At 68.6% G+C, this 11,600-nt stretch carries 9 protein-coding genes; 6 read left to right on the top strand and 3 right to left on the bottom strand.

All coding sequences use genetic code 11. The annotated features are described in order from the left end of the window. From IFT60_RS26330 to IFT60_RS05975, 6 genes are all read left to right on the top strand, one after another. Positions 1-253, top strand: a 253-nt coding sequence (locus IFT60_RS26330; RefSeq protein WP_206759231.1) for a hypothetical protein, incomplete at its 5' end; no start/stop codon positions are given. After that, positions 244-1,434, top strand: a complete 1,191-nt coding sequence (locus tag IFT60_RS05995) for an acyl-CoA dehydrogenase family protein (protein WP_192050493.1) — start codon at positions 244-246, stop codon at positions 1,432-1,434. The genes IFT60_RS26330 and IFT60_RS05995, both read left to right, overlap by 10 nt. 11 nt (positions 1,435-1,445) lie before the next feature. Continuing rightward, complete coding sequence (locus tag IFT60_RS05990; protein WP_192050491.1) at positions 1,446-2,591, top strand: acyl-CoA dehydrogenase family protein; 1,146 nt, start codon at positions 1,446-1,448, stop codon at positions 2,589-2,591. Beyond that, positions 2,588-3,052 carry a MaoC family dehydratase gene (locus tag IFT60_RS05985; RefSeq protein WP_192050489.1) on the top strand — a complete coding sequence of 155 codons (465 nt, stop codon included), beginning with the start codon at positions 2,588-2,590 and terminating at the stop codon, positions 3,050-3,052. Before IFT60_RS05990 ends, IFT60_RS05985 begins: the two co-directional genes overlap by 4 nt. Before the next feature lie 255 nt (positions 3,053-3,307). Next, positions 3,308-3,472, top strand: a complete 165-nt coding sequence (locus tag IFT60_RS05980; protein WP_192050487.1) for an LPXTG cell wall anchor domain-containing protein — start codon at positions 3,308-3,310, stop codon at positions 3,470-3,472. Positions 3,473-3,529: 57 nt separating this feature from the next. After that, positions 3,530-4,072 carry a hypothetical protein gene (locus tag IFT60_RS05975; protein ID WP_192050485.1) on the top strand — a complete coding sequence of 181 codons (543 nt, stop codon included), beginning with the start codon at positions 3,530-3,532 and terminating at the stop codon, positions 4,070-4,072. Positions 4,073-4,084: 12 nt separating this feature from the next. Here the strand turns inward: IFT60_RS05975 and ilvD are convergent, their stop codons facing one another. The 3 genes from ilvD to IFT60_RS05960 all read right to left on the bottom strand — a co-directional run bounded on the left by ilvD (position 4,085) and on the right by IFT60_RS05960 (position 11,535). Continuing rightward, on the bottom strand, positions 4,085-5,947 hold the full coding sequence (gene ilvD / locus IFT60_RS05970) for a dihydroxy-acid dehydratase (protein ID WP_192050483.1): 1,863 nt from the start codon (positions 5,945-5,947) through the stop codon (positions 4,085-4,087). A gap of 270 nt (positions 5,948-6,217) precedes the next feature. Next, positions 6,218-7,138 carry a diguanylate cyclase gene (locus IFT60_RS05965; protein ID WP_192050481.1) on the bottom strand — a complete coding sequence of 307 codons (921 nt, stop codon included), beginning with the start codon at positions 7,136-7,138 and terminating at the stop codon, positions 6,218-6,220. Then, entirely contained in the window at positions 7,135-11,535 is a 4,401-nt protein-coding gene (locus tag IFT60_RS05960) for a PAS domain-containing protein (RefSeq protein ID WP_229510708.1), read from the bottom strand. The genes IFT60_RS05965 and IFT60_RS05960 overlap by 4 nt, the downstream gene beginning before the upstream one ends. Positions 11,536-11,600: the final 65 nt, after the last annotated feature.

The following is an 11,600-nucleotide window of genomic DNA, read 5'->3' as shown; positions in this document are numbered from 1 at the left end:
GCTATCGAGCAAAATCAGACATTTCTACTTTGCTCAAACCGGACATTACTACTTTGCTCTTACAGGGTGGACTCCGTCCACGGCCGTTTTTCGTGCCCATGCATACCGCGAGGTCGACAATCACCGCGACATGCCGGCTGTGCCTCCAACATTTTTATTTGCAAAATCCACCATTTTTTCGGTTAGAATCTTCTGTGAACGATCGTGCTTTTTCACCTGGCGCGACGATAACGAGGAGACCGAATGGACCTGACCTACACGGATGAAGACCTGGCATTTCGCGACGAAGTGCGCGCCTTCCTGGCTGAAGCCTTACCCGCCGACCTGCAGCACAAGGTGCGCCACCACCTGCGCCTGACCAAGGACGATAGCGTCCGCTGGCACAAGATTTTGGCTGCCAAAGGCTGGGTCGCCCCCGGCTGGCCGGTCGAATTCGGCGGTCCGGGCTGGACCCCGGTGCAGCGCCACATCTTCGACGAAGCATGCGCCAGCGCCGGTACGCCGCAGATCATGCCCTTCGGCGTCAACATGGTCGCCCCGGTCATCATGGCCTTCGGCAGCCCCGAACAGAAGGCCCATTACCTGCCGCGGATCCTGTCCTGCGAGGACTGGTGGTGCCAGGGCTATTCGGAACCGGGCGCCGGCTCCGACCTCGCTTCACTCAAAACCACGGCGGTAAAGGAGGGCGACGAATACATCGTCAACGGCCAGAAGACCTGGACCACGCTGGCCCAGCACGCCGACATGATCTTTTGCCTGGTGCGCACCGACACCGGCGTACGCAAGCAGGAGGGCATCTCCTTCCTGCTAATTGATATGCACACGCCCGGCATCACGGTGCGCCCGATCATCATGCTCGACGAAGACCACGAAGTGAACGAAGTCTTCTTCGACAACGTGCGCGTGCCTGTGGCGAACCTGGTCGGCCAGGAAAACCGCGGCTGGACCTATGCCAAATACCTGCTCGGCCACGAGCGCACCGGCATCGCCGCAGTGGGCCGCAGCAAGCGCGAACTGGCGTTCCTGAAAATGCTGGCCGCGCGCGAGAGCAAGAACGGCAAGCCGCTGATCGAAGACCCGCTGTTCGCAGCGAAGCTGGCCAGCCTGGAAATCGAACTCATGGCGCTGGAGACGACGGTGCTGCGCGTGCTGTCGCGCGCCGACAAGGGCCCGGGTCCGGAAGCCTCTGTATTGAAGGTGCGCGGCACCGACATCCAGCAGCAGCTGTCCGAGCTGATGGTCGAAGCGGTGGGGCCGATGGCGCTGCCCTTTGATTCGGAGTACCTCGAAGGCGCGTCCGAACACAGCCTGGTCGACGACGACGATGCCGCGCCGCTGCTGTCGCACTACTTCAACTATCGCAAGACCTCCATCTATGGCGGCTCGAACGAAATCCAACGCAACATCATCACCCAGATGATCCTGGGCCTGTAAGGAGCGCACACGTGGACTTCAACTTCAATTCCGAGCAGCGCCAGTTTGCGGACGCGCTCAAGCGCTGGATCGACAAGGATTATGGCTTCGAGACGCGCCGCGCGATCATCCATTCCGACACCGGCACGTCAAGCGCCGCCTGGGCCACGCTCGCGGAACTGGGCATGACGGCGCTGCCGGTGCCCGAAGAATCGGGCGGCTTCAACGGCAACGCCGTCGACATGTTCGTCGTGATGCAGGAACTGGGCCGCGGCCTGGTCGTCGAACCCTACTTCGCCACCGTGCTCGGCGCCGAATTCCTGCGCCTGGCCGGCGGGCGCGGGGAGGTGCTGGAACAGGTCGCCGGCGGCACACTGAAGCTGGCCTGCGCGCTCGGCGAGCGCCAGTCGCGCCACGACATGTTCGACATCGCCACCCGCGCCGAAGCGAACGGCGACGGCTGGACCCTGAACGGCGAAAAGAAGGTCGTGCTGCACGGCGCCCAGGCCGGCATGCTGGTGGTCTCGGCACGCACCGGCGGCGCCCAGCGCGGCCAGGACGGCGTCGCGCTGTTCGTGCTGCCCGCCGATACAGCCGGCGTCACGATCACCGACTACCGCACCCTCGACGGCCAGCGCGCCGCCGACGTCCGCTTCCAGAATGTGCAGGCGCCGCGCGCCAGCCTGCTGGGAATCGAGGGCGCCGGCGCCGGCATCCTCGACGCCGCCCTCGACTACGGCACCAGCCTGCTGTGCGCGGAAGCGCTGGGCGCAATGGAAGCCATCTTTGCCGCGACCCTCGACTACCTGAAGACGCGCCAGCAGTTCGGCGCCCCGATCGGCAAGTTCCAGGCCCTGCAGCACCGCATGGCGGATATGTACATTCACCTCGAGCAGGCGCGCTCGATGGCCTTGCTGGCGGCGGTGAAGGTCGCATCGCACGATGCGGGCGAACGCCGCCGCGCCGTCTCGGCCGCCAAGTACCGCATCAACCAGGCCGCGCGCTTCGTCGGCCAGCAAGCCGTCCAGCTGCACGGCGGCATGGGTGTCACCGACGAACTGCCGGCCGCGCACTATTTCAAGCGCCTGGCAACGATCGAACTGACCCTGGGCGACGCCGACCACCACCTGGCGCGCTTCATCGCCCAGCCGGGCTTCATGGAAAGGGCAGCAGCATGAAAAAGCAATGGTATTTCGACGACTTCGTGCCGGGCCAGGAAATCGAACTCGGCCAGCGCACCGTGAGCGAGGACGAGATCATCGCCTTCGCCACCCAGTTCGATCCGCAGCCCTTCCACATCGACAAGGAGGCGGCGGCGAAGTCGATTTACGGCGGCGTGATCGCCAGCGGCTGGCATACCTGCGCGATGATGATGCGCATCGTCCTCGACGGCATGGGCTGCGAGGAAGCCAGCATGGGTTCCCCCGGCCTGGACGGCGTGCGCTGGCTGCAGCCGGTGCGCGCCGGCGATACGCTTTCGGTGCGCTACGTGACCAAGGAAGCGAAGCCGTCGACCTCGAAGCCCGACCGCGGCGTGGTGTTCTCGACCTGGGTCGCCACCAACCAGCGTGGCGAGCAGGTGTGCACGATCGATGGCAAGGCGATGTTCAAGCGGCGCGCGCAGGGCGCAGCGCAGTAATTTGCGTCGGCCAGAATCTCACCTGACCTGGTCCGTAGGGTGGGCTCGGCCCACGCGGTACGGCGGCGGATCAGAGCTTGAAGCGAAAACAGACTCCGTCATATGCAGACCAGCAAAGGGTGGGGTCAGGTCTGACATCGAGATTCCCGCCTTGGCGCGGACTCGGCGCTGGTCTGCAGAATATGGTAGAGCTCGTGTCCGAATGTCAGACCTGACCCCAGCCGTGTTAATAATCAGCAATTACCGGAGAATCGCTTGAAAATCCATCGCAACAATAAACTCGCGGGCCGCCTGCTGATCGCCTCCGGAGCGATGTTTTTTATTACAGCCGCGACGATGCACCAGCCGGCGTTTTCGGGCGTAGGTATCGCGTTGATCGTCATCGGCGTGGTCGTGCTTCGGAAAAAGCGTGAAGGCTGATACCCGGAGTGCGTCCTGATGTGCTTGCCCGATTGCGAAGGCAGGTGCGACGAAACGATGGGCTTTCCGTCCAGGCTGCGTGCGGCCGCGCGGGATGCCGTCACTGCGGTCGCCACCGGCGAACTGCAGCCTTCCCGTCACGTCTTCCAGGTGAACCTGCATGGTGAAGCGCTTTGCATACCGGACCGGCTCTACTACAACCCTGATCTGTTGCGCCGGGCGTTATGCACGTCACGGGGCGACACGCGACTGGTTGTCGCCTGCCTGGGGACCCGCCACCATGACGGCTACCTGCGCCAGGAATGCCTGCGGGCGCTGCTCGGCGGCGACGAGCCGTGGCTCCTGCCGTATCTTCTTCAACTCGCCGGCGAATACGTGGTGGAGATCGTGGAGGATGTCGCCGAGGGCATCGGGCGGTGTGACGCTGCCATGCTTGCCGACTTCGCTGCGGGAAACACGGACTACCTGGCGACGCTTGCGCGCCGGGTGACCAGTTATTGGAGCTGCTACCATCGCCAGGCTTACCCGGATCGGCGTGATTATCCGGGAACCGAAGTGCTGGCAGTCTTGCAGCGGGCAGGGGATCGCTGCAAGACCTGAGTCCATCGCCGCTCAGCGCCTGAGCTGCGCCAGGTCGCGCACCGCGCCGCGGTCGGCCGAAGTGGTCAGCGCCGCATACGCCTGCAGCGCCTGCGACACATAGCGCTCGCGGCCGATCGGCTGCCAGGCATCCGGTCCGCGTGCTTCCATCGCGGCGCGGCGCGCGGCCAGGTCGGCAGGCGACACGCGCAGGTTGATCGTGCGTGCCGGGATGTCGATGTCGATAGAGTCGCCTTCCTCCACCAGGCCGATCGCGCCGCCTTCGGCCGCTTCCGGCGAGGCGTGGCCGATCACCAGGCCCGAGGAGCCGCCTGAGAAGCGCCCGTCGGTGAACAGGGCGCAGGTCTTGCCGAGTCCCTTCGACTTGATGTACGAGGTCGGGTACAGCATTTCCTGCATGCCGGGCCCGCCTTTCGGGCCTTCGTAGCGGATGATGACGACGTCGCCGGCGGCGACAGTGTCGCCGAGGATCGCTTCCACCGCCGCGTCCTGGCTCTCGAACACGCGCGCGGTGCCGGAAAACTTCAGGATGCTCTCGTCGACGCCGGCGGTTTTCACGATGCAGCCTTTCTCGGCGATGTTCCCGTACAGGACCGCCAGGCCGCCATCCTGCGAGTAGGCGTGGGCGCGGTCGCGGATGCAGCCCAGGCTGCGGTCGATGTCGTTCGAGGCGAAACGCTCGGATTGCGAAAACGCGACCTGGGTCGGCACGCCGCCCGGCGCGGCCCGGAACAGCTGGTGCACGGCACGGTCGTCGCTGACGCGGATGTCGTACTTCGCGATGGCGTCGCCCAGCGTCGGGCTGTGCACCGTCGGCAGCGAGGTATCGAGCAGTCCCGCGCGCGCCAGTTCGCCCAGAATGGAGACGATGCCGCCGGCGCGGTGCACGTCTTCGATGTGGTATTTGTCGGTCATCGGCGCTACCTTGCACAGGCAGGGCACCTGGCGCGAGATGCGGTCGATGTCGGCCATCGTGAACTCGACCTGGGCTTCGTGGGCGGCGGCCAAGAGGTGCAGCACGGTGTTGGTCGAGCCGCCCATCGAGACGTCGAGCGCCATCGCATTTTCGAAAGCCGCCTTGGTGGCGATCGAGCGCGGCAACACGGTGTAATCGTCGCCTTCGTAGTGGCGTTTGGCGATGTCGACGATCAGGCGGCCGGCGTTCAGGAACAGTTCCTTGCGGTCGCTGTGGGTGGCGACGATGGTGCCGTTGCCGGGCAGGGACAGGCCGAGCGCCTCGGTCAGGCAGTTCATCGAATTGGCCGTGAACATGCCCGAGCAGGAGCCGCAGGTGGGGCAGGCCGAGCGCTCGATCTCCGCCACGTCGGCATCGGACACGGTCGAATCGCCGGCCTTGATCATGGCGTCGACCAGGTCGAGCTTGATCACCTTGCGTTCGTTGTTGACGACCTTGACGACCTTGCCCGCTTCCATCGGGCCGCCGGAGACGAACACGGTCGGGATGTTCAGGCGCATCGCGGCCATCAGCATGCCGGGGGTGATCTTGTCGCAGTTCGAGATGCACACCATGGCGTCGGCGCAGTGGGCGTTGACCATGTATTCGACCGAGTCGGCGATCAGGTCGCGCGAGGGCAGCGAATACAACATGCCGCCGTGGCCCATGGCGATGCCGTCGTCGACCGCGATCGTGTTGAATTCCTTGGCGACGCCGCCGGACGCCTCGATCTCGCGCGCCACGAGCTGGCCCAGGTCCTTCAGGTGCACGTGGCCGGGCACGAACTGGGTAAAGGAATTGACGACGGCGATGATCGGCTTGTCGAAGTCGCCGTCCTTCATGCCGGTGGCGCGCCACAGTGCGCGCGCGCCGGCCATGTTGCGGCCCTGGGTGGTGGTATGGGAACGGTAAGTCGGCATGGCGGGTCCTGGCGCGGCGAGTGAGTCGAAGCTACAGCATGCTCTTCAGGCAATGATATGTCCAATATATGATTTCGCGTTCTGTGATTCTTTTCGCGAATCAGAGGGTAGGGTGGTCGGCTCCACCTCCACGGCGTGCGGACCAGCGGCGTGAACGCCGCCCACGCGTTCAACCAGCGGATGATCCGTCGCGACGTTTCACAGGGCGGCTAAACGCGTGGGCGGCGCTTAGGCAGCGGATAAACATGCGTTGGGGTGGAGCCGACCACCCTACACAGGCGCCATGCAGTAGCGGCTACGCCCATCCGCCTTGGCCTGGTACAGCGCCGCATCGGCCGCGCGGATCAGCGCGGAGCCCGTGTCCAGGCGGTCCGGCACCAGCGCAGCGATGCCCATGCTGGCGGTGAGCCGCGCGCCGGTCGGCGAGACCGCGTGCGCAATCCCGAGCGCCGCCAGTTCGTCGAGCACGCGCTGGGCCACGCAGGCGGCGCCCGCGGCATCGGTTTCGGGCAGCAGGATCGCGAATTCCTCGCCGCCGTAGCGCGCCACCAGGTCCTGGGCGCGGTTGGCGGCGCGGCACATGGCGCGCGCGACCTCGACCAGGGCAGCGTCGCCGGACTGGTGGCCGTAGTGGTCGTTATACATCTTGAAGTGGTCGACGTCGGCCAGGATCAGCGCCATCGGCAGCCCGGAGCGCCCGGTGCGGCGCCACTCCTTGTCGATCCGCTCGCTGAAGGCGCGGCGGTTGGCCACGCCCGTCAGGCTGTCGGTGAGCGTCATGGCGCGCAGCGCGTCGGCCTGGCGCTTGACCGTCAACTGGGTGCGCACGCGCGCGCGCACCACGGCGGCGTTCACCGGTTTGCTGATGAAGTCGGCCGCGCCGGCGTCGAGCGCGCGGGTCTCGTCCTCGGGCGAGGACAGGGCGGTAACGAAAATGACCGGGATGTCGGCCGTTTCCGGCAGGGCGCGCAAGGCTTGCAGGACGGCGTAGCCATCCATGCCGGGCATGACGGCGTCGAGCAGGATCAGGTCGGGGCGCTGGCCCTGGGCGAGCGCGAGCGCCTTCGCGCCGTCGAGGGCGAACAGCAGTTCGTGCTGGTCCTGCAGCGCGCCGTGCAGGATCTGGATGTTTTCCATCGCGTCGTCGACGACCAGGATGCGCCCGTTCAGCGCCAGCTCGGTCCAGCTCATGCGTTTCCTTTCCGTTCCAATAGTGCGCCAACGATGGCCGCCGCCGCCTCGAAGCGCAGCGTGGCGACGGCCTCGGCCAGCTGCGCCGCCAGCTGCGCACCGGCCAGCGCGGCCAGTCCCGGGGCCAGTGTCGCATGGACCGCCAATGCCTTCATATTGTTATTCTGGAGCAATTCGAGGAGTTGTGCCAACGCGTCGGTGCCGACGGGCGTGGCGTCCACGGCCGTGGCCAGCGGATGGTAACCGTCCACGCCCGCCTGCAGCGTCGCGAACGCGGCGTCGATCAGGTCCAGCTGGCGCGCGGCCTGTTCGTTGTCGTCGGCCCGCAGCGCCGTTTCCAGCGCCAGCGCGTGCGCCGCCAGCGCGCTGGCGCCGAGGTTGGCGGCAACGCCGCGCAAGCGGTGCGCTTCGGCCAGCGCGCCCGCGCGGTCGGCATCCGCCAACTGATCACGCAGCGTTCCCAGCGTTGCGGCAGCCCCGCCGACGAAACGGGCCAGGATGGCGCGCACCGCATCGAGGTCGCCCCGGAAGCGCGGCAGCACGGCGGCCAGGTCGATGCCGGGCAGTTGCGCCGGCGACGGCGCCGGGACGCTGGCGGCGGGCGCGGGCAGGGTGCGCCCGGTCAGCCGCGCCAGCGTCGCCACCAGCGCGTCGACGTCGACCGGCTTCGGCAGGTGCTCGTCCATGCCGGCGGCAAAAGCGCGGCGGCGGTCTTCTTCCTGCGTGTTGGCGCTCATCGCGACGATCGGCAGCTGCGCCAGGCCGAGCGCGCGGATGGCGCGGGCGGCCTCGTAACCGTCCATGACCGGCATCTGCAAGTCCATCAGCACGGCGTCGAAGGCGGCGCCGGGTTCGGACAGCATGGCGAGGGCGGCGCGGCCGTCGGCGGCGACCGCGACGCGCGCGCCCGAATGCGCCAGCACGTGGGTGGCCACTTCCTGGTTGATGGCGTTGTCTTCGACCACCAGCACGTGCAGGCCGGCCAGGCTGGCCGCCTGCGCCGCAGCGCGAAGCGGCGCACCGCCGCGTAGTTCGCCGAGCACATCATCGAGCGCGGTGCGCGTGAACGGTTTGGACAGCAGCGTTGCACCCGGCAGCGCCACGGCCTCGCCTTCCGGCGCCAGCAATACCGTCGGCGGCAAATCGCTCCCGAGGCTGAACAGGTCCGCCATGGCGGCATCGACAAAGGCGAGGTCGAAGGCTGCGCCGTCCAGCAGGCCGAGCGCCTCGATCGTGCCGGCAGCGCACACGACCGCGCAGCCGCGTGCGTCCAGTGCGGCGGCCAGCGCGGCGCGCGCCGGCGCGTGCGCGTCGGCCACCAGCACGCGCAGGGGCGGCGCGGGCGCGGGCGGGGCGGGCACATCGAGTTCGCCGAAGTCGGCTTCGAAGGTAAAAGTCGATCCCGCCCCCGGCCGGCTGTCGACGGCCAGCGTGCCGCCCATCAGCGCCACCAGGCGGCGCGCGATCGACAGGCCCAGGCCGATGCCGCCGGCCTTGCCGCCGCCGGCGCCGTCACCCTGCGCGAAGGGCGCGAACAGGCGCGCCTGGTCGGTGGCGGCGATGCCGATGCCGGTGTCGCGCACGGCGAAGCGCAAGCGTAAGCGACCCAGGCCCGGGTCCGGGCGCGGCCACGACTGGCGCTCGGCGACGTCGACCGACAGCACGATCTCGCCCGCCGTGGTGAACTTGATGGCATTCCCCACCAGGTTCAGCAGCACCTGCTCGAGCCGGGTCGGGTCGCCGCGCAGGCTGCGCGGCACGCCGGGGCCGACCGCGAACACTGCCTCCAGGCCCTGCGCGCGGGCCGCGGGCACGCTCAGCAGGGCGATGCTGCGCAGGGCCCCGTCGAGCTCGAATGGCCGCCGTTCCAGCACCAGCTGGCCGGCGTCGGCGCGCGCATAGTCGAGCAGGTCGCTGAGGATGCCGAGCAGCGAGGCCGAAGCGCTGCGGATGTGGGCCGCGTGGGCGCGTTCGCGCGGCGGCAGCGGCGCATCCTCGAGCAGGCGCGCCAGGCCCATGATCGCGTTCATGGGGGTGCGGATTTCGTGGCTCATGTTGCCGAGGAATTCGCTTTTCGCGCGGCTGGCCTGCTCGGCCTCGCGCAGCGCTTCGACCAGGCGGCCCTCGGTCAGCTTGAGCGCCGAGACGTCGGCGTGCAGCGCGTAGAAGCCGCGCACGCGGCCCGCCTTGTCGAGGTCGGGCAGGTAGCTGCACCAGACGTGGACCGGCGCGCCCTGGCGGTTGTGCAGCGCCGTCTCGAAGCTCTGCGGCCGGCCGGCCAGCACGGCGCGCCCATACGGTTCCAGCTGCGCCAGGGTGGCGGCCGGGATCAGGTCGGCGGCGCGGCGGCCGAGCAGGCCGGCTTCGTCGGCGGCGCCGAGCCAGTCGAGGAGCGGCCGGTTGGCGAAGCGCAGGCGCTCGTCGGCATCCCAATAGGCGACCAGCGCCGGCAGGTTGTCGGTGACGGTGCGGATGAAACGCTCGCGTCCGCGCAGCTGGGCCTCGCCGGCGCGCAGCGCGGCGTCGGCCGCCACGCGTTCGGTGATGTCGCGGATGGTCGTCTGCATCATGCCGCGCCCGCCGACGTCGACGCGGCTAAGGCGGATGTCGGCGTGGAAGTTGGTCCCGTCGCGGCGCTGGTGCACCCACTCGAAGCGCACGTCGCCCTCGTCGAGCGCGCGGCGCATCAGTTCGGTCGCCATCTCTTGCGAACGGCGCCCGTTCGGCTGGAATTCGGGCGAGGCGTTGGCGGGACTGAGCATCAGCACTTCCTCGACGCTGGCGCAGCCGAACATGCGCGCCGCCGCCGGGTTGGCGCTGACAAAACCGGCGTTGTAGGCCAGCAGGGCCTGGGCGTCGCCGGAGGCTTCGAACAGGACCCGGAACATCTCTTCGTTGTCGCGGTTGCGCTGTTCCAGCAGCTTGCGCTCGGTGATGTCGATCACGACCGCGTTGATGCCGACCAGTTCGCCCTCCGCGCCGAACACCGGGTAGTAGCTCGACAGCCAGTGGCGCACCACCCCGGGGTCGGCCGGCACTTCGCCCTCCATTTCGAGGTCGCGCAGCGCGCGCCGCGTTTCCAGTACGCGCCGGTAGGGCTCCTCGATGGCGATGCCGGCCGCGCCCAGCAATTCGGGCAGCGTGCGCCCGAGGTGGCCAATGGCCGGCACCGCATTCACCGCCGCCAGGTAATCGTTGATCATCACGAAGCGCAGCTGCGGGTCGACGAAGCACAGGCCCACCGGCGCGGTCGCGTACACGGTCTCCAAACGCACGTTCAGGCGCTCGAGTTCGGCGGTGCGGTCGGCCACGCGCGTTTCCAGCTGGCTGCGGTAGCGCAGCAGTTCGGCATCCAGGTCGGCCAGCGCCGCCGCCACCAGCGCCGTCTCGCGGATCGCCCCGGGCGCCGGCGGCAGCGACTCGCCGCGGCCGATCGCCGTCGCCGGCGCCACCAGGCCGCGCACCGAGCGGCCGATGGTGCCGCCGATGATCCAGGCCAGCAGCAGGCCCAGGCCGAGCAGGCCGGCCGAGGCGGCGACGGTGGCCGGCAGCGCGCCGCCCAGCAGCTCGCGCGCGGCCTCGTCCGGATAGCTGACAGCGACCAGCCAGCCGTGCTTGTCCGAACGCATCCAGGCCGCGTGGCGTGGGTCGTCGCCGGGCCCGCCCGGCAGATCGGCCAGCCCTTCGGGACTGCCGGCCGCGTCCGAGGCCAGCACGCCGTTCACCGGCGCGCCGACATACAGCGCGGCGTCGACGCTGCGCGCGGCCACGACGCCGCGCCCATCGACGATTTCGGCGACCCAGCCCGGTCGCAGCTGCTGGGTGCGCAGCAGGTCGGCAATGCGCGCCAGGCGCACCTGGCTCGACAGCACATACGCCACCTTGCCGCCGCGCCAGACAGGCACGTCGGCGGAAAACACGAAGGGCTGGCCGGGGCCGGGCCGGTACAGGCTGGAGGTGCGCGCGTCGCCGCGCAGCAGGACGGCTTCGATCGACTGCGCATTGGGCCGCTCCGGCAGCGCGCTGCCGAAGGCACGGCGGGTGTCGAGCAGCGCCTGTCCGTCCAGGCCGTAAAGGACGAAGCTGGAGGCGGCGAAATCGGGACGCAGCAACTGGCGCGCGCCGGCATGGAATTCTGCCAGCGACCCCGGCGCCAGCGTCGGCCAGGCGGCGGCCACGCGGGCGGCGGTTTCCAGGCTGTCGAGGTCGCGGTCGAGCGCGGCGGACAGCGCGCGCGTGACGGTGGCGGCGTCGCGCGCCACGTGCAAGGCTTCGCGCCGCCCGGCATCGATCACGAAGGCGACGTAGGCGAGCAGCAGCGGCAGCACGCTGGCAAGTATGAGGGTGAAGAGCTTCGAGCGGATCGAAGGCAGGGCGTCGCGGCGGAACAAAGGCAAAAGCGGTCCAGGGTCGGCGCGGCGCGGGTGCGCCGCCAGCGGCCATGGTACGCGAGTGCCCGGAC

The organism is Massilia sp. CFBP 13721 (assembly GCF_014842025.1).
Classification (GTDB): Bacteria; Pseudomonadota; Gammaproteobacteria; order Burkholderiales; family Burkholderiaceae_D; genus Telluria.
This window is presented reverse-complemented; position numbering and strand designations above follow the sequence as displayed.